Source organism: Anaerococcus hydrogenalis, assembly GCF_002871895.1.
Classification (GTDB): Bacteria; Bacillota; Clostridia; order Tissierellales; family Peptoniphilaceae; genus Anaerococcus; species Anaerococcus hydrogenalis.
The window spans coordinates 143,623-169,886 of sequence record NZ_PNHP01000004.1; the positions used below are offsets into that span (position 1 = coordinate 143,623).

Below are 26,264 nucleotides of genomic sequence, written 5' to 3' on the forward strand. Positions count from 1 at the left end.
CTAAAAGTTAGCAACAACATCCACTATCAGAAGAACATCCACAAGAACTTTCTTCTTCATTTTTTTCATCAAGTTTTATAGATAAAATTTCTTCAAATTCTTCGTTTGAAGGATAGCCTTCACTTTTTATAATTTCATCATCAACCATTGTAAGAGGAAGTACATCTTCTCCCTTTTGATTTAAAATTTCATTTACTTTTTTATTTTCAACAAATTCTTGAGGGGCACTATTAAGATTAAATCTTTTTATATCTACTCCTTTTTTTTCTAATTTTTCTACTAAACTTGACATCCTTAAAAGCTCAGGGTCTACGCTTACCCCACAAACTCCTGTTGAACAACACATTGCTGGTTCATATATTCTAATTTTTTTCATAATCTTCTCCTTTTAATTTTTTTGAGGAAATCTTAAAATAAATATAGATATATTTAAATTTATCTATGTATTTGACCAAAAAAATTATTCCTTACAAATACAATCTGGACTAGATTCAAATATTTGTCCCAATAATTTTTCAAGCTCTTTTAGACTTTCATTATTTACAATATAAAATACATTTTTACCTTCCTTGCGACTTTTTATTATGTTCGCATCTTCAAGTTTTTTCATATCACTTGATAAGGTAGGTTGACTTATATCAAATTTTTCTAGTATTTCACAAGCACAAAGCTCTTCACATGATAACATATCTACTATTTCAAGCCTTTTAGGATCACTAAGAACTTTTAATTTTTTTGAAATGTTAACATACTTATCGCCCATTTTTTTATCCATATTTTCCTCCACAAATTTATTTTACCATACATATAGAAGTTTTTCTATATGTTTTTGAAATTATTAAAAAAACTGCTATAAAATTATTACAGCAGCCAAGCTTTTAACAAAGTATACAAATCCTCATGCTAAGAATATCATACGAAAAAAATTGATTTGATTTCAAATTTAAAAATTCATTAAAAAATCGCACTGTTTGAGCGTCAGCGAGTTTGCGATTTTAGAATTTTGAAATTTAGAAATCAACAATTTTTGTAGTCAGATATTCGTGCTTGAGGGTTTGTCTACACTCTTACTACGTAAAATCTTACAGTAGTTTTTTATATTTTTTAAGAAACAGGTATTCCTTCTTTTATTTTTTCTTTTTTATTGGCAAAATTTATTTTTCCTTCTTTCACTGTAAGGTTTATTACCATATCTTTTGATAATTTTCCTTCCAAGATTTCTTCTGCCAATTGGTTGTCAATTTTATTTGTAATGTGACGTTCGAGTGGTCTTGCTCCATATTCTTTTGAAAATCCACCTTCTGCTAGTAAGTCAACAACTCTCTTGTTGTAATTTATTTCTATTCCAAGATCTTCAAGTCTTTTCTTTGTTTGATCTAAGATTATTTTAGTAATTTCTTTGATATCATCCTTAGCAAGGGAATTAAACATTATTATATCGTCAAGCCTGTTTAAAAATTCTGGAGCAAAGGCGCTTTTTATTGCCTTATTTATTATTTCTTTATTTGAATCGTCAATTTCTTTATCAACATCTCCGGTTCCAAAACCTATTTTTGGATTTTGATTTAGAGATGAAACTCCAACATTACTGGTCATAATTATTATTGTATTTTTAAAATCTACAGTTCTTCCTTGACCATCTGTCAAACGTCCATCATCTAAAATTTGTAGTAGTAAATTGAAAATATCTGGGTGGGCTTTTTCAATCTCGTCAAATAAAATTACAGAATAAGGATGTTTTCTTACAGCTTCTGTAAGCTGACCACCTTCTTCGTAACCAACATATCCTGGAGGAGATCCAACAAGTCTTGACACAGCAAATTTTTCCATATATTCACTCATGTCCATCCTTATTAGATTATCCATATCTCCAAATAAATTTTCTGCCAAAGATTTGGCAAGATAAGTTTTTCCAACTCCTGTTGGTCCTACAAAAATAAATGATCCTATTGGTTTATTTGGATCTTTTAGTCCAACTCTTGATCTTTTTATGGCGTGAGAAATAGCATCTATAGCCTTATCTTGACCTATAACTTCTTTTTTAAGGTCAATATCAAGGTCCATGTATCTTTGTTTTTCATCTTCAGTTAATTTTGTTATTGGAACTTTTGACCAATCTGAAACTATTTTTGCTATTTGGTCAAAACCGATTTTTAAGTCGATTTTATTTTTCTTATTTTCTTTTTCAATCTCTTCTCGAGCTTCCTTTATTTGATCTCTAAGACTTGCAGCTTTTTCAAAATTCTGTTCATTTATAGCTTGAGTCTTTTCTTCTATAAGTTTATCTAAAATTCCTTTTTTAGAAGTTTGATCTTTGTTTTCCCTGTAATTTTTTATTCTTTCTTTTGAACAAGCCTCATCAATTACATCAATCGCCTTATCTGGCAAAAACCTATCTTGAATATATCTTTGTGATAAATCTACTGCTGCCTTAATGGCTTCATCTGTAATTTCTACCTTATGATGGTCTTCATACTTATCTTTTAATCCTTCAATTATTTTTATCGTATCATCTTTATTTGGTTCTTCTACATGGACTGGTTGCATTCTTCTTGTCAAAGCTTGGTCTTTTTCTACATGTTTTCTATATTCATCAATTGTTGTTGCCCCAATTATTTGAATATCACCTTTGGCAAGAATTGGTTTTAAAATATTTGCCGCATCCATAGAACCTTCGCTTGCACCAGCTCCCAAGACCATGTGAAATTCATCAATAAATAAAATTACATCTTCTCTTTGTTCAAGTTCTTCAAATAATTTTTTAAGTCTTTCTTCAAAATCTCCACGGTATTTTGTTCCTGCAATCATGCTTGCAAGATCTAGGGAAACTATAGTTTTATCCTTTATAATAAGGGGAACTTTTTCTTCAACAATTCTTTGAGCAAGCCCTTCAATTATAGCAGTTTTTCCAACCCCAGGATCTCCTATCAAAATAGGATTATTTTTTGTTCTTCTTAAAAGAATTTGGATAACTCTTTCGATTTCTCCATTTCTTCCTATAACTGGGTCGATTTTTCCAGATTCTGCCAATTCATTTAAATTTTTAGCAAATTTCTTAAGATTTTCCCCCAAACTTTTGGATGAATTTGTAGATTTTTCTTCATTTTGCAAACGAATTAAATTATCCCTGATGATTTTTTTATCAAGACCTGATAGCATAAACATAAGATTTGTAAAAGAATCATCATCATTTAAAATTGCAAGAAGAACATCTTCCTCACTTGCAGAAACTTTTCTTCTTTTTTGGGCAAAAAGCCTTGCCCTATCTAAAATTTGCATAACCTTATTTGAATATTCTTTTGCAGGTCTTACTGCAGACCCCTTGCCAATATTATTTATTACAATTGATCTTAAAAGTTCGTAATTTGCCCCTGCCTCTTCCAAAGCCTTTGTTGCAAGAGAACCAGTTTTCATAAGGGCCAAAAGCAAATGTTCTACACCTATATAATCATGGCTAAGAGAATAAGATTCCCTTCGGGCCTGACCCGTTAGCCTATTTAATTTATTATTTTCCATTATCTAGCCTCCATATATGAATTAAAAAATTCATATCTTTCTTCATCTCGGTTTCCCTTATACTTATTCTTTGTAATATTGAAAATCAAATAATCAATTTCTTGGTTGGATAATTTTGTAGAAAATCCTAAAACATTGTATTTTTTCAAATCATAAAGACAATTTACCATGCTAGTTAAGCTTTTTAAATTTTTACTATAAAGATTATATTCCAAAATTTTTATAGTATCCTTTATGTCTTCATCATTTATCCCATTTAGACTTTGATAATCTCTCCTAAATCTTCTTTCATTTCTGACTATTGTATCTAGGATATTTTCAAAATTTTCCAAATACTCTCCCATATCCTTCCTATAATTTCCGAAATTTTTTAAAATATAAATATCATCGTCATAGGACTTAAAATATTCTGGAATAAATCTTGTAAGGTAAATTCCCTCATGGGCAAGACTTGATTTTAGTGATAAATAAGCTTGGCTATTATCCAAAAGTCCAAACAAAAACATCTTTAGTCTAATTTCTATCCCATCTCCAGAATTTCTTCCTAAACTTGTAAGGTAACCATATTGGGGAGAAAAAGAAAAATCCGATTTTTTATCCAAATCTCCTTCAATCTCCATGGCCCTATCATAGGCAAGCTTAATCTCTTCTCCAAAATTTGTAATATTAATAGAAACATGGTCGCCATCATTTATTACAAGTATGTGATCATCAGAAAAAACAAGGCCTATAACCGCTTCCTTATTCATAGAATCGGGAGAAATTATTCCCGCATTTATTAACTTATTTAAAGTAATCTCATCTAATTCATCGATTAATATCAAATCATCCCCATAAATTTCCCTAAAACTTTCTATAATTTCTAGAGAATCTTTCTCATTCATGGTGTTGGGGAAGTTATAATTTTCAATATTTCTTTTCAAAGATAAGTTGTTTTCAAGTATTATGTCCTTATAATAATCTATCAATTTCTCACCTTCATATTTAATTCATCTATTTTTTCCTTAAGATCTTGAGCCTTCTCAAAATCCTCAATCTCAACTGACTTTTGCAATTCTTCTTGCAAATTCTTAATCTTTATTGCTACTTCCCTAAAATCTCTATGTTTTCTTGGGAATTTTCCATCATATTTTTTCAAATTATTTACAGCTTTTAAAACCTCTCTGGAAATTTTTTTATCAAGCTCATAACAATGTGGGCAGCCAAAAATCCCAGCCCTTATATTTGCCACAGAATTTCCACACTCTGGGCAATGCTCCTCTTTTAATGATGAAAAATAATCATAAGAGAAATTATTTTTGGAAATTTTATAATCATAATAAGAATCTATAATTTGGTCAAGACTTGGTACAAATTTTTCAACCAAACTTCTCCAATCAAAATTATCTATATCAACTTCTTTATAATCTTCAAAACCTGTAACTTCACCCTTGGATAATTTTTGTACGCAATCATTACATAGGTGAAAGTTGTGCTCTGTTCCATTTATAAGTGCCTTTACAGTAACACTTGCTTCATTATCGCATCTGTCGCATTTCATATAATCAACTCCTTATTAGAAAGCTAAGTAAAATATTTTTTACTATATCATGCCTTACTAAATTTCTCTTATTTTTTTCTACATTCATAAGCGACTTATCAAGAGTTGCATAAACTGCAATTCCCAATTCTTTTTCGTCCATATATCCCTTGTTAAAAAGTTCTGTAAAAAAACTTTTCGCTCTTTCTTCAGTTAGTTCTTTATCTAAATTTTTAATAATATATTTTATATAATCATCTTCATCTTCGACTATAGTAATAATTCTTATGAAGCCATTGCCGCCTCTTTTGCTTTCAATTAAATATCCATTGTATGGAGTAAATCTTGTAGAAAGCACATAATTAATTTGACTTGGAGAACACTCAAACCTTGTTGCTAAATCATTTCTGCCAATTTCTACAAAACCTTCTTGAGCATTTTCCAAAAGGGCTTTCAAGAATTTTTCTATATCAGACGTTAATCCTGCCATAGATCTACCTCGATTTCTTTGACTTTCTCTGACCTTTTATTTTATTGTACACTAAAATAGTATAGATTCAAGAATAATGACTTTCTAAAAAAATATAAAAAAATAAGGCTAAAAAATTTAGCCTTATTTTCTTTACGAAATATACAAATCCTCACGCTAAGAATATCATACGAAAAAAATTGATTTGATTTCAAATTTAAAAATTCGTTAAAAATCGCACTGTATGAGCATTAGCGAGTTTGCGATTTTAGAATTTTAAAATTTAGAAATCAACAATTTTTGGAGTCAGATATTCGTGCTTGAGGATTTGTTTATAGTCTTAGTATAAAAATTTATCCTTATTTAATCATCTCTCCTGTTTCCAAACAAAATCCAAAGTCTTAAAAATTGAAGGGCAGTTGAAATTGTCGCTGCTACATAAGTTAGGGCAGCAGATTTTAACATATCTTTTGCATAATCATTTTCAACTCCAACAAGCATACCAGATTCTTTTAAAACTTTTAAGGCCCTTCTTGAAGCGTCAAATTCTACCGGAAGGGTAATTATTTGAAAAATTAATACAAAAGAAAATAAAAATATTCCAATAGTAATTAATTTTCCCATAGAAAGAAAAATTCCCAACAAAATCATAGGAAATGATAACTTTGATCCAAGATTTACAGCTGGAACTATGTAGGATTTTATCTTTAATGGAATATAGCCTTCTTTGTATTGGATAACGTGTCCACATTCGTGAGCTGCAACTGCAAGAGATGCAATTGATGTATCAGTCATAGAAGTTTCCGATAAGGCTACTTCCTTACTTACTGGATTAAAATAATCAGACAAGGACCCTCTAACTTTTTTAATAGAAATATCATTGTAAGAATTTGTAGACAAAATATATCTTGCCGCATCAAAACCTGTTATAGATTTTTGAGTTTTTATTTTTTTATACTTATCAAATTTTCTTTGAATATTAGTTTGAGCCAGACTACTAATAAGAAGTCCAATCAAAACTAGAACATAAGTTCTGTCAAAATAAAACATAATTTTCTCCTTTTATTTTTTTCAATATACTATTGGGATTTTTTATTTCAATAATTAAAAATAAAATACAGGGAAATAGAAAATTAAAATATAAAAGTAATAAAGAGATCTCTCGACTAATAAAAACAGTTTTCTTCGAAAACTTCAGAGCGTAGACAAAGTATAGTTTTAGCTAATATTTTATTATAAAATAAAAATTAAGCTACGTACCATCTCGACTAAGTGAGTGAAACGAACGCATGGAGAGATCTCATGAGATTTCTCGACTCACTACGTTCGCTCGAAATGGAAAAATTTTTAGTTTGTCAACAGACTGCAGTTTTCTTCGAAAACTTTTCCGTGCTCTCGCACTAATTTTTAGGGATAATTATGCCAAATCAAGGCATAATTATCTGCTCGAGATGGGGAATTATTGGATTTATATTTGTGCTAAAGGATAAATTAAAATAATTATCTGAGAAATTTTAAAACTATTATTATATATAAATTCAAACGAAGAAGTTCCCATCCCGACCGAAGTGGAGGGATCTCATTAATTAAATTTGCAAAAATAAAAATTTTGAAGAATTTTAGGCAAAATAAAAAGACCCTAAAGGCCTTTTTATAATATAGAAAAGAATAAGTTAGTCCTAGTTTTCTATAGGGAAAACTATAAGGAATTAATAATGAAAAACCTAGCTATTTACTAGCTAATATTATTATAGCATGATTTTTTAAAAATGCAAACTTTTTTTTAATGTTTTTCTTTCCTTTAAATTTCAAGGCTTATCCTTATAGTTTTCGTTTTCCTAATTTTATTTGTACTTATCAACTTCTTTTTGAAGTTTTTCAGAATTTTCACTATCACCTAACAAAACAAGGGTATCATTTTTTTGAATTTTCCAATTAGCATCAGGATTTATAACCAATTCCCCATCTCTTTTATAGGCTATAACCATCATCCTATATTTTTTTCTAAAATCTATTTCTGCCAAAGTTTTTCCAACAATATCATCAAAGGCCTTTAGTTCCAGCATAGAATAATCATCAGAAAAATGGAAAAATTGAAGAAGGTTTGATCCTGCTATACTTCTTGCAAGTTTTTCTCCCATATCAATTTCCGGGAAAATTATTTGGTCTGCTCCAATTTTTTTCAAAATTCTAGCATGATTTCTAGAAGTTGCCTTGGCAATAATTTTTCCTACATTATGGTCTTTTGCATAAAGCGTTGCTGCCATTGAAGCTTCAAGACTCTCTCCTGTTGCAATTACTGCAACATCAAAATTTCCCATCCCCAATTCTTCAAGGGCATTGTCATTTGCAATATCACATTGGACTGCACTTGTTACCTTATCAGCAATATTTTGTACCAAATCATAATCCTTATCGACTGCCATAACTTCTAAACCATCTTCAAAAAGTTTTGTGGCAACTCTTTCTCCAAATCTTCCTAGTCCTAAAACTATTACATTTTTATCCATTTTTATCTCCTAACCTATACTAATATTTGCTTCTGGGTATCTAATATATTTTGTCTTTGATTTAAGTCCAATTGAATAAGCCATAGTCATTGGACCAATCCTTCCCAAATACATACTTAAAGTTATCAAAATTTTTCCAAGGTTTGAAAAATCACCCGTAATTCCCCTACTTGCTCCAACTGTTCCGAATGCTGATGCTACCTCGTAGGAAATATCTAAAACCTTAAAATTCTCGCTCATAGATAAGATAAAAATTACAAAAAATATCAATCCTAAATAAACCATTATAATGGCAAGGGCCTTTCTAATAGTTTTTGAATCTATGTGCTTTTTAAAAATTGTAACCTCATCTTCTTCTTTAAAAATTGAAATTGTTGATAAGACCAAAACACCAAAGGTTGTAGTTTTTAATCCTCCGGCAGTTGATCCTGGTGATCCTCCTATAACCATCAAAACTATCAAAAGCAAAACACTAGTGTCATGCATTTGATTTAATTTTACTGAATAAAATCCTGCAGTTCTTGCAGAAATTGACTGAAAGGCTGCTTGCATTATAGAATTTTTAAACCCTTCTTTATATAAAACTCCCCCAACTTGTCTTTCAATCAAACAAAAGGCAAGTGTTCCTATTACAATTAAAAAAGCACTTATTATAAAAACCAATTTAGCATGGACTGATAATTTTTTGAAGGATCTTTTTCTAAAAAATTCAGCTGTAACCATAAAACCAAGCCCACCAATTACAATTAGGCTCATTAAGGTTACATTTATCAAATTATCATTTCTGTAGGGATAAATTGAATCTCCCAAAAGATCAAAACCTGCATTACAAAAGGCAGAAATCGAATGGAATATTGAATACCACCAGCCTTTTGCCATTCCAAAAATCGGTACGAAACGAAGGGATAATATAAAGGCTCCCAAAAATTCTACTAAAAATGTAAAAACCAAAACATACCTAAATAATTTCATAATTCCTTGAAGGGTGTCTATATTTAATTGCTCTTTTAAAATTTGTCTTGATTTTAGGCCAATTTTTTTTCTCAAAAGTAGGGGAAAAAGTGTGGCCAAAGTCATTACACCAAGACCTCCAATTTGAATTAAAAATAAAATCAAAAGGTGGCCGTAAGAGTTCCAATGCTCGGCTGTATTTACCGTTGTAAGTCCTGTTACACAAGATGCAGATGCTGCTACAAAAATTGAGTCTATTAAATTTGTAGGCTCGCCACTTCTTGTAAAAATCGGAAGAGATAAAATAAATCCACCTATAAGAATTAAGATTGCAAAACCCAAGGTCAAATACAAGGGTGGATTCGATGTAATCTTATCCGATAATTTCTCCAAAAAATTTTCTTTATTTTTTCTAATATTTGTCATTTTCTTTCCTTATATAAATTAATAAATCAAAGCCTATTTTAGGCCTATCTTATCTAATTTTATACCCTATATTATAAATGTCAACACATTAGAGTTTCCATATTTTTTATTTTACTATTTTGGGGTATAAAATTATCAAAGAAATGGAGTTTTTTATGAAAAAATATTATTTTAAGGAAAAGTTTTTTAAAATTACAGATAAATATCCAATTTTGGATGAAAATGGAAATGAAGTTTATTTTTTTGATCAAGATTTTAAATTTGTTGGCTATAAGGCTAAACTAAAAGATATGGAAGGAAATATTTTGTTTGATATTTCCAAAAAAATTTTATCCTTTCTTCAAACTTACTATGTAGATTTTTATGATGGAAGTCATATGGAAATAAATCAGAAATTATCTTTTTTAAAAAGAAAGGTCGAAATTAACTACCAAGGGGAAAGATTTTCTCTAAAGGGTTCTATTATGGACCATGATTTTGAGGTTTATTACAAAAACGATATGATTGCAGAAATGAACAAGAAATTTTTCGCCCTTACCGACCAATACGAGCTTACAGTTTATGATGAAAATTATAGCCTACTTTTAATCGCCCTTTGCCTTTGCATTAATGAAATGAAAGATAGGGATGATGCAGCTGCAGCTGCATCTAGCAATTAAGATTGATTTTTATAATATTTGATATATAATTATATCAACAAGAGGGAGTAGCTTAATTATTCAATCGTCATTACGGTTTAACCCGGTTGAATAAACCATCTGGTAGCAAGACTTTTGGCATATGCCAGAAGTCTTTTCTTTTTGTAATGAAAAATAAAAAATTTAAGGAGGTAGAAATGGACTATTTAGGTCAAAAAAATGATCTTGTAAAAAAACTTGACTCTGATAGTGCGAGAGGATTATCAAAAGATCTTGCAGCTAAACGTCTTGAAGAAAACGGCCCAAATAAAATTGAATCCAAGAAGAAAAAATCTCTTGGCAAAAAAATCGCCGAACAAATTATTGACCCTATGGTAATTTTGTTGATAGTTGCATCAATCGTATCAGCCTTTACTGGAGATACTGTTGAGTGTTTTATAATTATTGCAATTGTAATTATTAATGCAATCATGTCAATTATTCAAGAAGGAAGAGCTGAAGATTCTGTTGAGGCCTTACAAAAAATGTCATCACCCGAGGCAAGTGTAATTCGTGATGGAAAAAAAATAAAAGTTAAGGCAGAGGACTTGGTTGTTGGAGATATTGTTGTAATTGAAACTGGAGATATTGTTCCAGCTGATATGCGTTTATTGGAATCATCAAATTTACAAATCGATGAATCTTCTCTTACTGGTGAATCTGTAGCTGCAGAAAAAAATTCTGAAGTTATTTATGACAGCGAGGTAGGAATTGGTGATAGGGAAAATTTTGCTTTCTCATCAACAATAGTAACTTATGGTCACGGAAAGGGAATTGTAACTCAAACTGGATCTGATTCAGAAATGGGAAAAATTGCATCAAGCCTTCACCAAGTTGAAGATAAGGACACACCTTTACAAAGACAATTAAATAAATTATCAAAACTTTTGGCAATACTTGTAGTTGTCGTTTGTATAATTGTATTTGTTGTTGGATATTTTAGAACTGGAGATTCCTTATTAGAAAACTTAATGGTTGCAGTTTCTCTTGCAGTTGCGGCAATTCCTGAAGGACTTACTGCAGTTGTAACAATTGTTTTATCAATAGGAATGAACAGGATGGCAGAAAGAAAAGCCATTGTAAAATCTCTAGTTTCTGTAGAAACACTAGGAGCGACAACAGCAATTTGTTCAGATAAAACTGGAACTTTGACTCAAAACGAGATGACCATTACAAAAGTTTGGACAAATGAAAAAGAATATGAAGTTGAAGGAAGTGGATACGAGCCAAAAGGTCAAATAAAACTTGACGATGAAAAAATAGAAGATGAAGAAAATATAAAACTTCTAATGAAAATTTCAACTTTGTGTAATGATGCTGACCTAACTCGTGAGGGCGACCAATATAAAATCATTGGAGACCCAACAGAAGGAGCCATGCTTACATTTTCTGAAAAATGGGGAATTGTTCAAGAAGATATGGAAGATAAACATCCAAGACTTGAAGAAATTCCTTTTGATTCTGACAGGAAAATGATGACAACCTTCCACAACATTGAAGAAAATTATAAGTCAATGACAAAGGGAGCTCCAGATATAATTATTTCAAATTCTTCAAAAATTTTATTAAATGGAGAAATTGTAGATTTCACTGAAGATTTAAAGAAAAAGGCAATGGATGAAAATAAAAATCTTGCCAAACAAGCTCTTCGTGTAATGGCTTACGCCTTTAGGGAATTTGATTCAATAAAAAATGAAGAATTGACAAGCGAAAATATAGAAAGAGAAATGGTATTTGTAGGTCTTACTGGAATGATAGATCCACCAAGACCAGAGGCTAAAAAAGCAGTAGCAGAATGCCACTCATCAGGAATTGATGTTCTAATGATTACTGGAGATTATTTAGAAACAGCCTTCGCCATAGCAAGAGATTTGGGAATTGCAGATTCCAAAGACCAAGCTATCGAGGGAAAAGAATTAAATAATATGAGTGATGATGAAATCAGAGAAATTGCCAAAGAAAAAAGAGTTTTTGCAAGAGTATCTCCACAAAATAAGGTTCAACTTGTAAATGCCCTCCAAGAAAACGGAGAAATAGTTGCCATGACAGGAGACGGAGTAAACGATGCTCCAGCAATTAAAAACGCTGATATTGGAATTTCTATGGGAATTACAGGAACTGACGTTGCCAAAGATACAGCAAATATGATTTTGGTTGACGATAACTTTGCAACAATTGTAAATGCAGTCGAAGAAGGAAGAATAATTTTCTCAAATATCAGAAAATTCGTTTCATTCCTACTTTCATGTAACATTGCAGAAGTTTTGATTGTATTTTTGTCAATTCTATTTGGCCTACCTTCTCCACTTACACCTATCCAACTACTCTGGTTAAATCTAGTAACAGATGCTTTCCCAGCACTTGCCCTTGGAGTTGAACCAGGAGAAAAAGATATAATGGAAAGAAAACCAAGAGATCCGAAAGAATCAATAATTTCTGGAGATTTGAAAAATTCACTAATTGTTCAATCACTAGCAATTACATTTTCAGTTTTAGCATCTTATTTGATAGGACTTAAATGGATTTTCCCAGGAAATATAGAAGGAGCCCACACAATGGTTTTTGCAACCTTAATTACAAGTGAGCTTTTAAGAGCATTTTCTGTAAGAAGTACAAAATATACCCTAAAAGAATTGGGAATTGGATCAAACAAGCAATTAATAAAAGCAAATCTTTTATCATTTGCCCTACTTTTAATTGTAATGTATGTAGGACCACTTAGATATTTATTTGAATTAGAATTTATCACCTGGCAATGGATAATAATTCTAGCCCTCGCCTTTATCCCATTAATTTTAGGAGAAGTTCGCAAAATTAGTGCTAGAAAAAAATAAAATATTTTTTAAAAAGCAAGAGTTTTAATTCTTGCTTTTTTTGGTTAATTAGTATAATGTAAGTGACAAAAAGTTATGACAAGATATTGATAATCACAAAAAAGCAGGAGGGCCAACTCCTGCTTTTTTATTTGGTAAGTTTCGCAATTGTCATTGGCATCTAAACATTTACAAATAAAATGAACTATTGTATCATAATAAATTAGAGGTAGATTTATGAGAAAAAAAGAAAAACAAAAATATTTTATGGAAAAACTTCACCAAATTTACAATGATAAAAATTTAAATTTAACTGAAACTTTTAGGAAAAAAATTTTAGACCAATATAAAGAATTGTCAAATAATAAGACAAATATAAACTATGCCTCATATAAGCTCTATCCGTATTTAAGAGATGCCCTTTATGACAATAAGGACTCCGAACTTTTAGGTGATTTTATGAAAATTATTCTAAAATACAGGTGGAAGGCATATTTTGCAATGATTTTACCTGTAAGCTTTAAGTAGTTAATTTAAAATAATATATAAGTCAATAAAAAAAGTAGGAAGATATATCCTACCAGTCTGTTGACAAACTAAAAATTCTTCCATTTCGAGCGAACGTAGTAAATCGAGAAATCTCATGAGATTTCTCCGTGCGTTCGTTTCACTCACACTAAAACATATTTGCTTTGCAAATGTCTCCGTGCTTTCGCACTTAATTTTAGGGATAAATGTGCAAAATCAATGCACATTTATCTAGTCGAGATGGTGCGTAGCTTAATTTTTATTTTAAAATAAATTATTATCTACATTTATACTTTGTCTACGCTCTGATCCTACTTTTTTTACAATTTAAAAACAATTCCAAATAATGCCCCCATCCCTATTATTAATAGAGGGTGGATTTTTTTGTATTTTCTTAATAAAAATAAAAATCCTAGGAACAAAATAAGCTGAATTAATTGGAATAAATCTAGGAAATTTCCTGTTTTTTGGTATAATTTTACGTTAAATAAGGAAATTACCATAACATTTAGCATGGCTCCCAAAATTAGTCCTGCCGTTGATGGCCTTATAAATTCAAAGGCATTTTTTACTCTGAGAGATCTTTTAAATTTATCCATAGATTTTGCTATTATTAAAATTATTATTATTGCAGGACTTATTAAAGAAAAAGTTGCAAGAATTGCCCCAACAATTCCATAGGCCTTATAGCCTGCAAAACTTGCCACATTTATTCCAATAGCTCCTGGAGTTGATTCTGAAACTGCAATCATATCTAATAATTCTTCACTTGTAAACCAATCATAATTTTCTGCCATTTTTTGTAGGAAGGGAAAAGTTGCCATTCCTCCTCCTATTGCAAAAAGTCCTGTTTTGAAAAATTCCCACATCAAGCTAAGCATATTTTCCTCCAAAAAGAATTCCAAAAATCCCACAAGCTATAACGATAATTATGGGTGATATAGAAAAAATTCCAATTGCTATAAAAGTTAATAAAAATATTAAAACTTTTATTTTTGTATTAGCTGTTTTTTTGACCATATTTATTACTGTATTTAAAACTAAGGCTGAAACTGCAATCCTAATTCCAGCAAAGGCGTGTTGGATGATTAGTAAATGGGAAAATTCTTTTAAAAAATTAGCAATAAGAGTAATTATTATTATTGATGGGGTGATAAAGCCCAAAGATGCAATTATTCCTCCCAAATTTCCCTTTCTTTTTATCCCACAAAATGTTGATGTATTTACAGCAATTATTCCTGGTGTTGTTTGGCCTATTGCATAATAATCTAGCATTTCTTCTTCTGTAATCCACTTTCTTTTATCAACCAATTCCCTTTGTAAAAGAGGAAGCATGGCATAACCTCCTCCAAAGGTAAAGGCCCCTATTTTAAAAAAAGTTATGTAAAGATCTAATAATATTTTCATTTTAATTCTCCTTTTAATTTATTATAGCACAAGGGGAGACTTTGGCTAAATCGCTTGAATAGAGCCTTTTTATTGGTATAATAATTTTTATAGCGATTAAATGAAAGGAATTTTATGAATTTAACTTTATCAGACTCCTACTTAAAGTATTTAAATGAAATTAATGATTTATATATAGAAGCTTTTCCAAAGGCTGAAAGAAAACCAATGGATCAAATTATTAAAGTTTGCCAAAATGGTTACGGAAGAATTATTCCAATTTTGATGGATGATGAATTTGTTGGGATGTTTATAACCCTTGATTCTGATGGTGATAATACACTTTTAATTGATTATTTTGCAATAAAAAGCGAATACAGGGGTCTAAGTCTTGGTTCAAAAGCTATTGAGCTTTTAAATGAAATGGAAAATAAAACTATAATTATTGAGATTGAACCTTGTGTAAACGAGGCTAGCAATCTTTTGCAAAGGCAAAAAAGAAAGAAATTTTATGAAAATCTCGGTTTTAGGCAAACTGACATAAATATTTCTTGGTTCGGGGTTGATTTGGAATTAATGAGCCTTAACAAGACTATTAATTTTAACCACTACATGGACTTATTGACTTCAATTTTCCCAAGGGCTTATATTGAAGAAAACATTAAACTTACTTAAATTTTAAGGAGATTTTATGAAATTATTATTTGATTGTGACGGAACTATTCTAGATTCTATGCATATATGGCTAAAACCTATTGGGAAATTGTTGGATGATTATAATTTTAAACTTACAACTGAACAAAAAGGACAAATTGAAGCCTTGACTTTTATTGATACAGTAAAGTGGTTAAATAAAAATGTCTGTCCTGAAAGAAGCGAAGAAGATATAATAAATTATTTTTCTGATACAATAACAGACGCCTACAAAAATTCTCTCATGCCAAAAGTTGGAGCTGAGAAAACTTTAAGAAAATTAAAAGATGAGGGCTATGATATGTGTATTTGCTCTTCAACTGACAGGGTTCATTTGGAAAATGCCCTAAAAAGATTAGGCCTTTTCGATTTATTTGATTTTATCCAAACTCCTGATACAATTGGCTATAAAAAAAATCAAAAAGAATATTGGCAAGATGCCCTCGATAAATACCAAATAAAAGCAGAGGAAGCTGTTTTATTTGATGATGCCCTTTATGCTATAAAAACAGCAAAAAAACTTGGCATAAAAATCGTAGGAATTAAAGATTTCCCTCACAATAAAAATGAGTGGGAAGAAATAAAAAAAGAATCTGATATAATTCTTGATAATATAAAAGATCTTGATATGGAAAAAATTAAAAATTTATAAAAATAAAACCACCAAATGGTGGTTATTTTTTTGTTATTTTTGAAAAAATCTTATCTAAAATCCACAAATTTTAAATTCTTTTTAATTTTCTTTCTCAAAAGATAAAGTGAAAGTAGGCCCTTTATTATTGATGTTATAGTCATTGATAACCAAATTCCCAAAACTCCAAAATATGGGATTAATAAAAGTGAAATTGGGATTCTTGCTCCATTAAAAATCACAGAAATTATTGATGGAGTCCTTGTATCAGATAGGCCTTGGAAAATTCCTGTAGATCCAATTTCTAAAGACATCATTAATTGGCTTGCTGAAAGAATTGCCAAATATTTTGCCCCCAAATTTATTGTTTCTAAATCTCCCGGCACAAAAACTTTAAATAAGGAATTTCTAAATCCAAAAAGAATAATACTTGCAATAAGTCCAATTGCCCCTACAAGTTTCAAACTTTCTTTTACGCCCTTTTTTACCCTATCAACAAGTCCTGCCCCATAATTTTGGGCAATCAAGGATTGGATTACAGCTTGGCAACCCTCGGTTGTTTTCCAAGAAATTGATTCAAGTTGACTTCCTATAGAATAAACTGCAACTGGTTTTGGCCCAAAACCTGCCATAAGTTTATTTAAAATTATAGTTATAAGGGCATGAATACCACTTATAAAAGAAACTGGAAGGCCAAGTTTAAAAATTCTTTTTTGCCATTTTGTAGAAAGAGTAAAATTTTCCAAAGAATTTTTTATAACTCCGTCTTTTCTTTTCATCACAAATAAAAAAATTATAAAAACAGTAGCCTGACCAGTAACTGTTGCAAAAGCGGCCCCTCTTATCCCCATAGCTGGAATTGGGCCAAGACCAAAAATAAAAATAGGATCCAAAATAATATTTAAAACAAGGCCAATTGTATTTATTTTAAAAGGAGTTACACTCTCACCAATAGAATAAAAGGCTTGGGAGAAAATAGGATTTAAAAAAACAAAAACATATCCCAAAGCAGTTATTGAAAGGTATTGGTTGGCAAATTTAGAAACCTCATCTCCAAGCTTATAAAAATCAATAATATAAGTTTTAAGGGTTAAAATTAAAATTATGTAAATAATTGAAGTGATAAAGCCTTGTAAGTATCCATTTTGAAGGATCAAGGAGGTAAGTTTTTTATCTTTTCTTCCATAGGCTTGAGAGGCATAAACTCCCCCACCAATTTTTGCAATCAAAGAAAGGGCTTCAGCAATCCAAGCCAAAAAATATGAAACTCCAACGGCAGCTACAGCATTTGATCCAATTCTTCCAATCCAAACCATATCAACCAAGGTGTAGGCTATTTGCACAAAGGCTGTAAGAGTTAGGGGAATCGATAAAAGTATCAAAGATTTTCCAATATTTTCTTTTGTTAAGTCAATATCTTTTCTTTTTTCCATAAGACCTCCTTTTATTTTGAATTTAAATTATTTTATCAAATTTAAAAATTTTTTTCCATAATTTATATGATATTCAATATCCTAGATTTTACAAAATATAAATTATTTTGTCAATAATTATCAATTTGTTTTTTAATTAATAATTTATACATTTACATTTGACAAATTAGATAAATAAAATTTTCATAATTACTTAGTTTAAAATATAATAGAAGACACATAGAATAAAAATAAAGTGGATTTTGAAATGGAAAATTTTATAATTGAAAGCGAAAAAAATTTCTATTTATTTAAAATGGAATCAGAATTTTATATTTTGTATTGCTAACAAAATATAAAACAAAAAATATAAAGGAGTTTAATAATATATCTAAAAATATATTATTAAACTCCTTTTTCTAAATGCACATTGTTAGCTATAATAAATATTAAATTCTAATTAGAAATTCATGACTACTAAAAACTTCACAATAAATAGATAAAAAACTTTTAAAATATTTTAATAAATTTTATCCAAATAATAGATTTAAAATAACTATTGAAACAAATCCAACAGCCCAAGCAATTGTTGATATTATTGAATATCCCTTTATTTGCTCTTTGGCCTTTGTTAAACCTAGCGACCTATTTACAACCCAGAAAAATGAATCGTTAAAGTATGAGAAAAATATTGATCCTACACATGCTGATAGGGTTGCAAACACTGGATCTACTCCCAACTCTAAAACTATTGGAGCTGAAATTGATGCTGATGTTAACATAGCAACCGTTCCTGATCCTTGTATAAATCTAATAAGTGTTGAAATTATAAATGGTAACAATAATGGATTTATTTTCATTTTTGAAATTGAAGTTGCTATATCAGAACCAACTCCTGATTCTGTTAGAACTTTTCCTAAGGCTCCTCCACCACCTGTGACAAGAATTATTATTCCTGCAGACTGGATGCCTATTTCTAGCTCTTTTATTACCTTATCTCTTGACATGTTTTTTGTTAGGGTAATAATCGCTATTACTAAGCCTATTCCAACAGCAACTATAGGTGTTCCCAAAAATACAAAAGCGCTTAAAATTCCTTTTATTTCAAATCCTTTTACTTTTGAAAGAGCTCCTATTATTGTATTTATTAAGATAAGTATTATAGGAACTATTATTGGTAAAAATGCTATTGTTGCTGATGGCATTTTTTCATTTTCATCTAACTTATAATCAACTATTTTACTTTCTTCTTGAATTTCTGGTCTTATCCAATCTCCATTTTCATCTGGCAATTGGTAAACCTTTTTTCCATAGTATCTAGCATATAATAAGGTTGCTACAACCATAGGTATTGCTATTACTATCCCCCACAATATAACAGCCCCTACATTTGCACCAAAAATTCCAGCTGCTCCTACAGGTCCTGGAGTTGGCGGAACCAAGGTATGGGTTATTACAAGTCCTGATGCTAGGGCAAGACCTAATGTAATAACTGATTTTCTTGTATTTTTTGATAGGGCCTTTGCCACTGGAAATAAAATTATAAAGCCTGAGTCACAATAAATTGGAATTGAAACTAAAAATCCTGTAATGGCCATGGCCAAATCTTCCCTACCCTTACCAAATATTTTTATAAAGGTTAGGGCCATTCTCTTTGCAGCATTTGAAATTTCAAAAAGCTGTCCCATCATTACTCCAAAGCCTATTATTATTCCTATGCTTCCAAGTGTACCTCCGAATCCATCCGTTACACTTTTTATTACTTCCTCATAAGGCATTCCGCCAGCTACTCCTATAAAAAGAGCTGAAATAATAAGAGCTAAAAATGTATGTATTTTTGTTTTTACAATAAGCCCTATTAGTAGGACAAGTCCTACTATTAAGGCTATTAATATTCTATTATCTGACATATTTTACCTACTATCTTCTAAATTGTGGGCCATATTTTGCAGCAAGTTTCACAGCCTCTACCATACTTACTTCTGATGCAATATTTTTTCCTGCAACATCAAAGGCTGTTCCATGATCTACAGAAGTTCTTAAAAATGGCATTGAATTTGTAAGTGAAATTGTCTTCATAAAATTATATGTTTTTGTAGCAATGTGTCCTTGATCGTGATAAAGTGACAAAACTGCTCCATATTTTCCTTGAAGTCCTTGAGCAAAGACTGAGTCAGCCCCAACAGGTCCTGTAACATCAAATCCTTTTTTCTTAGCATCTTCAATTGCTGGACTAATCTCTTCTACTTCTTCGTATCCAAACAAACCATGCTCGCCTGAGTGTGGATTTAATCCTGCAACTGCAAGAGTTCCTTCAACTCCCAATCTCTTCATAGCTTCTGTACATCTTTCAATGTATTCATAAACCTTATCATATTTAACTTGATCTATTGCATCTTTTAGTGAAAGGTGCCTTGATAAGAAAAATACTCTCAATCCTTCCACTTCAAACATTGTAAGTGGATCTTTTACTCCAGAAATTTTTTCAAACATTTCTGTATGTCCTATAAATGGTATATCAGCTGCTCTTAGTGATTCTTTATTGATTGGTGATGTAGCAACAGATTCTACTTCTCCATTCATAGCAAGTTCACCAGCTTTAAAAATATATTCATAAGCTGCCTTACCACAAGCTGCACTTACCTCTCCAAATTCGTAATCTTCTGGCATATTTTTTAAATCTATTAAATCTATTGTTCCAAATTCATATTTTCCTTCGTTTACATGTTCAATTATATTTATTTTTAAGTCAAGACCTGTAACTTTTAATGCTTTTTCTAAAACATTCTTATCTCCTACCAAAACTATATCAGCTTGGTCATACAATTCTTTTACATTAAATGTTTTTGCTACTATTTCTGGTCCTATTCCTGCTGGATCTCCTAATGTTACTGCTATTCTACTTCTTTTCATTTTTACTCTCCTTTGCTTAATAATCTATCGATACATTTTACCATTATTTGGTCTGTTCCAACCATGCCACCCTTACTTACAATTTTTAAACCATCTACACATCCACCTATAAGTCTTCCATAGGCAACTAGAGGTTCTATTTCTTCTCTTATTTCGATTCCTTGGCTTCCAAGCTCTTCTGTTACTGCTATTGTTACATCTCCTCCAGAAGTAAATGCCCCAGATATTGCCTTGTCCTTAACTATTATTTTTTTTGCAATTTTGGCAAGTCCTCTAGAAATCATAAGAGATAGGTCATCAATACTCATCTTTTTTTCTTCAGAGATTGATTTTAAATCAAGTCTTTTTTCAATATCATCTGGTGTTGTAGTTATTACAACTAATTTCCTTTCCTTTAACTCTTTTTCTGCAAGATTTGTTGCTCTTTCGATTTCTTCCAAAGCTAGGTCTATGTCTATTAGTTTTATAGGATCTACTTCAAGTTTAAAAGAATTGAAATTTTTGTATAATTGTTTCATTTGATTAATTGTTACGTTTGTAACAGAGCCGATTACTGCCAAAGCCTTTGTACTAATGTGACTTTGCTTATAAAGAATTTTTGTTACTTCTTTTGTAAATGGACCTGGATCTACGCTAATAAAGTTTACTTTGCTTTCTATACTTGCTTTAGCAATCTTTCTTATTTGCTCATTTGTTATAGCATCAAAGATAAGAAGGTCATAGTCTTTATTTTCAATTATTAATTTTTTTATATTTTCAATGCCTTTTTCAATTTCATTTATAGATATATGTTTGATTTTTCCTTCATAATCTTTTTTAAAATTCTCGCTAACCAAGTTAGATACGGCTGATATTTTTGAATCCTTGCCTGCATCTGTATTCATCAAGGGAATTCCATCTACATACATAAAATCGTTTACTACAATTCTTTTAGAATCTGGAAAGGATGGAACACAAATAGCCAATCTTTTATCTCCTAAAGCATCTTGGTAAGCCTTAAGTTCCGATCCTAGGTTTCCTCTTAGGGTAGAATCTATCCTTTTAGAATATAAAATCACTTCATCTTTTTTAAATTTATTAACTTTTTCAAAAACTCTTTTATAAGCTTGATCTGAACTCATAGCCCTAGAGTCCGTTGTAAAAGCAAATACATCAATTTCTCCACGAAGATCACTAATATCGTTTCCAGTGATACTTGCAGTTGTTAAGCCTATCCCCTTCATCAAGGCACAATTTGCATTAGCACCCGTCAGATCATCGGCTATTATCATAACCTCTTTCATAATCCCTCCTTTGAATTTTTAAATGTTAGATTTAAAATCTTCAGTTATAAAATAATCAAATTCATCACACTTGTTGAAAGAATAGAAACCTGTTTTCCCAAATTTACTCGTATCCGTCATCATTATGGATAAATTAGAATTTTCAATCATTTTTCTTTTTATTCTTCCCTTTTTTTCAGAAGTTGAATAAACAAACTTTTCATCATAGGCATCTGTACCCATAAAACAAATGTCTGCATGCAGTCTTGATAAGTTCTCAAGCCCATCAATAGAAGATAAAGTTCTTGTTTTTATATCTACATATCCACCTAATAAATATGTTTTTATATTTTCAAAATCCGATAAGCTGTAGGCTATTCCTAAATCATATGTAATAACTTCTATGTTTTTATATTTTTTAATATAATCAACAAGCATATAAGTTGTAGTTCCAGAATCTAAGAATATAACTATATCATCTTCTAAAAACTTACTTGCCTTTAAGGCTATAGATTTTTTTAAATCTATATTTATGGTTTTCTTGTTATCAACAGCAAGTTCTTTTATATTTTTTTGAATCTTAATAGCCCCACCGTGGGTTCTTTTGGCAATATTTTTTTCTTCAAGCTCTTTCAAATCTTTTCTTATAGTCACTTCAGAAACTTTAAGATCATCTGCCAAATCGGAAACATTAACCCTGTAATCTTTATTAAGTTTGCTTTCGATAAATTTCAATCTTTCTTCTAAAAACATTTTATTTAATTTCATTTCCTTTCGTTTACTTTTATATAATACCATGCTTAAAATTTTTTTGCAAACATTTTTATAAAAAAATAAATTTACATATTGGCTTGCTATAGAAATTATTTAGAATTAAAGTATACATTATTAATCTAATTGGAAAATGATTTGTTAGTATAAGTCATATTTCTACAAAAATCGCTTAATATTTTTTCTTTAATTACTTTAGGTTTATCCGTCCATTTTCCTTCTCTGTAAAAATTTACGCATTCTTTTTTAAATTCATAACTATATTTCATAAAAATACCCTCCTTACTGGTTTGTCCAGTAAAGAGGGTATTTTATTACAATTTTTATTATAGGTTCCAGATTTTTCTGTTATAATCTCTAATACTTCTATCAGATGAGAAAAATCCTGCCTTTGCTATATTGTTGATGGCCATTTTTGCAAATGATCTTTTGTCTGTATATGCTTCTATTAATTTATTTTTAACTTTAATATATTCCTCAAGATCTATTAGGGCCATAAAGTAATCTTTATTTATTAGGTCATTGTGAAGACATTCTAACATCTCCTTATCACCAATTTCTAAGATTTCTTTTGAAACTATAAAGTCAACAGCTCTTTTTATATCTTCATTTTTTTCATAGATTTCTTTAGCCTTATAAGAGTCTTTTTCATAAAGGTCTATTATTTGATCAGCTTTTTTACCAAAAATATAAATATTTTCATCTCCAACCAAATCCCTTATCTCTACATTTGCACCATCCAAGGTTCCCAAAGTTACTGCTCCATTAAGCATCATTTTCATATTTCCTGTTCCAGATGCTTCTTTTGATGCTAGGGAAATTTGCTCAGAAATTTCTGTTGCTGGAATTATTTTTTCTGCGTATGAAACATTATAATTTGTCAACATTACAACTTTCAAATATTTATTTACATCCTCATCCTTATCAATTAACTCTTGTAAGCATAAGATAAGGTGGATGATATTTTTTGCCATGTAATAAGAAGGTGCTGCCTTCGCCCCAAAAATTACTGTTATAGGATTTTTTGGAAGGATGCCTTTTTTTATTTTTAGGTAGGTGTCAATTACATAAAGGGCGTTCATTTGTTGTCTTTTGTATTCGTGAAGACGCTTGATTTGAACATCAAATATAGAATTTATATCTAAATCTACTCCCTCTTTTTCTTTTACATATTTAGAGAGATTTTCTTTGGCTATTTCTTTTACCCTCAAAAATTTATCCAAAACTTCTGGGTCATCTTGGAATTTTAATAATTCTTCTAGCTTAGTAGGATCATCTTTAAATTCAGGACCTATCAAGGATTCTATTAATTTTGTTAAGTCTTCATTACAATTGTGGAAAAATCTTTTGAAAGATATCCCATTTGTCACATTTTCAAACTTGTCTGGATATATTTCATAAAAATCTTTTAGGGTTTCATTTACTAATATATCGCTATGAAGTTGGGCAACCCCATTTACCTTTGATGAAAAATGTATGGCTATATTTGCCATGTGGACAATTCTTGTAAGTTTTTCTGGATTCTTTTCATCCTCTTTTTTATTTTCTATAATATAAACTTTTTCGTTGTCATATTTTTCTCTTACAATTTCATCCAATTTTTCAATTATTGGCATTAGACCTGGAACCACATCTTCTAGCATTTGGTAATTCCATTTTTCCAAGGCCTCTTGTAAAATTGTGTGGTTGGTGTAGGCACATGCTTTTGTAATTTCTTCAACAGCCTTTTCAAAACTTAGACCCTTACTTGTAAGTAGCCTAATCATTTCAGGAATTATCATAGTTGGGTGGGTGTCATTTATTTGAATTCTAATCTTATCTCCAAACTCTTCAAGTTTATTTCCACTTTTTATATACTCATCTAAAATATATCTTCCACCACATGAAACCATAAAATATTGTTGGTAAATTCTAAGTTTTTGTCCATCTTCATCGCTATCGTCAGGATATAAAAATAGGCTTAGATTTTTTTCTATATCTTTTTTGTCAAAAGAAATTCCTTCTTTTACTATTGACTCATCTACACTATCTATATCAAAAAAATGTATTGTTGATCTTGAATCCTTCCTTGCAGAAATTGGCAAGTCATACATTGTAGCTTCAACCTTTTGGTTTTTAAAATTTACATGGAATTTTGTATCGGTTTTTATTAGGGCGTTTGAATCATCAAGCCAAGGATCTTTAACTTCTTTTTGCTTATAATCTTCAAATTTTTGCCTAAAAAGTCCAAAGTGATAACAAATTCCAATTCCTTCTGCATTTAAACCTAAATTTGCAAAAGAATCCATAAAACAAGCAGCAAGCCTTCCAAGTCCACCATTTCCCAAAGATGGTTCAGCTTCAAACTCTTCTACTTTTTCTATATCTTTTCCATTTTTGGATAAAATTTCTTTTACCTCATCCCTTATTCCCAAATTTGATAAGTTATTTTTCAAAAGTTTACCTAAAAGAAATTCTGCTGAAAAATAATAAAGCTTCCTATCACTTTTCTTTGGTCTTTCAATTTTATTTAACAAATTATTTGAAAATTCTGATAAAAGAAGGTAAAGCTCCTTATCATTTAAATCAAGAATTTCCTTGCCAAAAAGTTTTTGGGCTAAATCTTTCAATTTTTCTTCCATAACTTCCCTATTCTTTCTATATTTTTATTCTATAATTAATTTTGTCTCAGGATCAAACAAGTATGATTTTTCCATATCAAAGGCAAATTTTGTATTTTCTCCAACCCTTGCTTTTGTTGATGGTTTTACCCTGGCAGTAATTTGATCATCACCAAGGTCAAAATATAAATAAACTTCTGCTCCCATAAGCTCATAAACTCTAACTTTTGCTTCAATAATTGAACCTTGGTCTGTTTTTTCTAAATAATCGTCATCATCATATAAGGATTCTGGTCTTATTCCAAAAACAACTTTTTTCCCTATATAATTTTTATCTTCAAGGACACGACCCTTTTGTTCAGGAAGTTTTAATTTTATATGATCATTTTTTACATAAATTCCATCATCTTCTTTTAAAACTTCTACATCAATCAAGTTAATTTGAGGAGAACCTATAAATCCTGCCACAAATAAATTCCTTGGATGGTCGTAAAGATTTTGTGGAGTATCGATTTGTTGGACAATTCCATCTTTCATTACGACAATTCTTGTACCAAGAGTCATAGCCTCTGTTTGGTCGTGGGTTACATAAATCATTGTAGTTCCCAATTTTTGGTGGAGTTTTGAAATTTCTATTCTCATTTGAACCCTAAGTTTAGCATCAAGGTTACTTAAAGGCTCATCCATCAAAAATACTTTTGGATTTCTAACAATAGCTCGCCCCATGGCAACTCTTTGCCTTTGACCACCGGATAATTGTTTTGGTTTTCTCTTTAATAAATTTTCTATCCCCAGAATTTGGGCAGCTTCTTTTACTTTTTTATCAATTTCATCCTTTGGCATTTTTTTAATTTTTAGAGAAAATGCCATATTATCATAAACTGTCATATGAGGATAGAGGGCATAATTTTGAAAAACCATGGCAATGTCTCTATCTTTTGGAAGGACATCATTCATTCTTTTTCCATCAATTTCAAGATCTCCAGAACTTATATCTTCAAGGCCTGCTATCATTCTTAAAGTTGTAGACTTACCACAACCTGAAGGGCCAACAAAAATTATAAATTCCTTATCCTCAATTTCCATATTAAAATCTTTTACAGCATGAAAGCCGTTATCATAAATTTTATTTATATTTTTTAAACTTAAATTTGCCATTTTTTCTCCTTTAATATCAAAATTCACAA

General features: G+C 30.3%; 24 protein-coding genes. 5 read left to right on the forward strand and 19 right to left on the reverse strand.

Translation table 11 applies throughout. The features are described from left to right. Window positions 1-7 precede the first annotated feature (7 nt). The 9 genes from arsD to CJ192_RS06980 all read right to left on the reverse strand — a co-directional run bounded on the left by arsD (window position 8) and on the right by CJ192_RS06980 (window position 9,391). Window positions 8-376, reverse strand: a complete 369-nt coding sequence (gene arsD, locus CJ192_RS06940; protein ID WP_102198276.1) for an arsenite efflux transporter metallochaperone ArsD — start codon at window positions 374-376, stop codon at window positions 8-10. An 84-nt stretch (window positions 377-460) separates the two neighbouring features. After that, on the reverse strand, window positions 461-775 hold the full coding sequence (locus CJ192_RS06945) for an ArsR/SmtB family transcription factor (RefSeq protein WP_004816047.1): 315 nt from the start codon (window positions 773-775) through the stop codon (window positions 461-463). Between the two features lie 329 nt (window positions 776-1,104). Beyond that, complete coding sequence (locus CJ192_RS06950; RefSeq protein ID WP_102198277.1) at window positions 1,105-3,516, reverse strand: ATP-dependent Clp protease ATP-binding subunit; 2,412 nt, start codon at window positions 3,514-3,516, stop codon at window positions 1,105-1,107. Beyond that, window positions 3,516-4,484, reverse strand: a complete 969-nt coding sequence (locus CJ192_RS06955; RefSeq protein ID WP_102198278.1) for an ATP--guanido phosphotransferase — start codon at window positions 4,482-4,484, stop codon at window positions 3,516-3,518. Before CJ192_RS06955 ends, CJ192_RS06950 begins: the two co-directional genes overlap by 1 nt. Then, a complete protein-coding gene (locus CJ192_RS06960; RefSeq protein ID WP_004815966.1) occupies window positions 4,481-5,056 on the reverse strand; it encodes a transcriptional regulator in 576 nt (191 codons plus the stop codon). Before CJ192_RS06960 ends, CJ192_RS06955 begins: the two co-directional genes overlap by 4 nt. A gap of 4 nt (window positions 5,057-5,060) precedes the next feature. After that, entirely contained in the window at window positions 5,061-5,525 is a 465-nt protein-coding gene (locus CJ192_RS06965; RefSeq protein ID WP_004815965.1) for a CtsR family transcriptional regulator, read from the reverse strand. Between the two features lie 342 nt (window positions 5,526-5,867). Then, window positions 5,868-6,554, reverse strand: coding sequence for a zinc metallopeptidase (locus CJ192_RS06970; RefSeq protein ID WP_004814374.1), 687 nt, complete (start codon window positions 6,552-6,554; stop codon window positions 5,868-5,870). Between the two features lie 794 nt (window positions 6,555-7,348). Beyond that, window positions 7,349-8,014 carry a potassium channel family protein gene (locus CJ192_RS06975; protein WP_102198279.1) on the reverse strand — a complete coding sequence of 222 codons (666 nt, stop codon included), beginning with the start codon at window positions 8,012-8,014 and terminating at the stop codon, window positions 7,349-7,351. A 9-nt stretch (window positions 8,015-8,023) separates the two neighbouring features. Continuing rightward, complete coding sequence (locus CJ192_RS06980) at window positions 8,024-9,391, reverse strand: TrkH family potassium uptake protein (RefSeq protein WP_102198280.1); 1,368 nt, start codon at window positions 9,389-9,391, stop codon at window positions 8,024-8,026. Between the two features lie 155 nt (window positions 9,392-9,546). Between CJ192_RS06980 and CJ192_RS06985 the strand changes: the two genes are divergently transcribed. The 3 genes from CJ192_RS06985 (at window position 9,547) to CJ192_RS06995 (ending at window position 13,409) form a co-directional block, all read left to right on the forward strand. Continuing rightward, on the forward strand, window positions 9,547-10,050 hold the full coding sequence (locus CJ192_RS06985) for an LURP-one-related/scramblase family protein (RefSeq protein WP_102198281.1): 504 nt from the start codon (window positions 9,547-9,549) through the stop codon (window positions 10,048-10,050). A 176-nt stretch (window positions 10,051-10,226) separates the two neighbouring features. Next, the gene (locus CJ192_RS06990; RefSeq protein ID WP_102198282.1) at window positions 10,227-12,902 is read left to right on the forward strand and encodes a cation-translocating P-type ATPase; all 2,676 of its coding nucleotides are present in this window, start codon (window positions 10,227-10,229) and stop codon (window positions 12,900-12,902) included. A gap of 216 nt (window positions 12,903-13,118) precedes the next feature. Then, the gene (locus CJ192_RS06995) at window positions 13,119-13,409 is read left to right on the forward strand and encodes a hypothetical protein (protein WP_102198283.1); all 291 of its coding nucleotides are present in this window, start codon (window positions 13,119-13,121) and stop codon (window positions 13,407-13,409) included. Window positions 13,410-13,729: 320 nt separating this feature from the next. Here CJ192_RS06995 and CJ192_RS07000 read toward each other — a convergent pair whose 3' ends face one another. Together CJ192_RS07000 and CJ192_RS07005 are read right to left on the reverse strand one after the other, a co-directional pair. Continuing rightward, the gene (locus CJ192_RS07000) at window positions 13,730-14,290 is read right to left on the reverse strand and encodes a chromate transporter (RefSeq protein ID WP_102198284.1); all 561 of its coding nucleotides are present in this window, start codon (window positions 14,288-14,290) and stop codon (window positions 13,730-13,732) included. Beyond that, the gene (locus CJ192_RS07005) at window positions 14,283-14,816 is read right to left on the reverse strand and encodes a chromate transporter (RefSeq protein ID WP_102198285.1); all 534 of its coding nucleotides are present in this window, start codon (window positions 14,814-14,816) and stop codon (window positions 14,283-14,285) included. Before CJ192_RS07005 ends, CJ192_RS07000 begins: the two co-directional genes overlap by 8 nt. Window positions 14,817-14,930: 114 nt before the next feature. Between CJ192_RS07005 and CJ192_RS07010 the strand changes: the two genes are divergently transcribed. After that, window positions 14,931-15,470 (forward strand): GNAT family N-acetyltransferase, encoded by a 540-nt coding sequence (locus tag CJ192_RS07010; protein ID WP_102198286.1) that lies wholly within the window; start codon window positions 14,931-14,933, stop codon window positions 15,468-15,470. A gap of 16 nt (window positions 15,471-15,486) precedes the next feature. Next, window positions 15,487-16,140 (forward strand): HAD family hydrolase, encoded by a 654-nt coding sequence (locus CJ192_RS07015; RefSeq protein ID WP_102198287.1) that lies wholly within the window; start codon window positions 15,487-15,489, stop codon window positions 16,138-16,140. Between the two features lie 50 nt (window positions 16,141-16,190). Here CJ192_RS07015 and CJ192_RS07020 read toward each other — a convergent pair whose 3' ends face one another. The 8 genes from CJ192_RS07020 to CJ192_RS07055 form a co-directional block, all read right to left on the reverse strand. After that, window positions 16,191-17,552 carry an MATE family efflux transporter gene (locus tag CJ192_RS07020; RefSeq protein WP_102198288.1) on the reverse strand — a complete coding sequence of 454 codons (1,362 nt, stop codon included), beginning with the start codon at window positions 17,550-17,552 and terminating at the stop codon, window positions 16,191-16,193. A gap of 509 nt (window positions 17,553-18,061) precedes the next feature. Beyond that, the gene (locus tag CJ192_RS07025) at window positions 18,062-19,441 is read right to left on the reverse strand and encodes a GntP family permease (protein WP_102198289.1); all 1,380 of its coding nucleotides are present in this window, start codon (window positions 19,439-19,441) and stop codon (window positions 18,062-18,064) included. A 10-nt stretch (window positions 19,442-19,451) separates the two neighbouring features. Further along, window positions 19,452-20,444, reverse strand: a complete 993-nt coding sequence (pdxA, locus tag CJ192_RS07030; RefSeq protein WP_004814388.1) for a 4-hydroxythreonine-4-phosphate dehydrogenase PdxA — start codon at window positions 20,442-20,444, stop codon at window positions 19,452-19,454. A gap of 2 nt (window positions 20,445-20,446) precedes the next feature. After that, the gene (locus CJ192_RS07035) at window positions 20,447-21,727 is read right to left on the reverse strand and encodes a four-carbon acid sugar kinase family protein (RefSeq protein WP_004816136.1); all 1,281 of its coding nucleotides are present in this window, start codon (window positions 21,725-21,727) and stop codon (window positions 20,447-20,449) included. Window positions 21,728-21,745: 18 nt separating this feature from the next. Further along, window positions 21,746-22,474 (reverse strand): DeoR/GlpR family DNA-binding transcription regulator, encoded by a 729-nt coding sequence (locus tag CJ192_RS07040; RefSeq protein WP_180960896.1) that lies wholly within the window; start codon window positions 22,472-22,474, stop codon window positions 21,746-21,748. A gap of 125 nt (window positions 22,475-22,599) precedes the next feature. Then, complete coding sequence (locus CJ192_RS09490) at window positions 22,600-22,746, reverse strand: hypothetical protein (protein ID WP_004818244.1); 147 nt, start codon at window positions 22,744-22,746, stop codon at window positions 22,600-22,602. Between the two features lie 57 nt (window positions 22,747-22,803). Continuing rightward, window positions 22,804-25,098, reverse strand: a complete 2,295-nt coding sequence (locus tag CJ192_RS07050) for a glycogen/starch/alpha-glucan phosphorylase (RefSeq protein ID WP_102198291.1) — start codon at window positions 25,096-25,098, stop codon at window positions 22,804-22,806. Window positions 25,099-25,122: 24 nt separating this feature from the next. Then, a complete protein-coding gene (locus CJ192_RS07055) occupies window positions 25,123-26,235 on the reverse strand; it encodes an ABC transporter ATP-binding protein (protein WP_102198292.1) in 1,113 nt (370 codons plus the stop codon). Window positions 26,236-26,264: the final 29 nt, after the last annotated feature.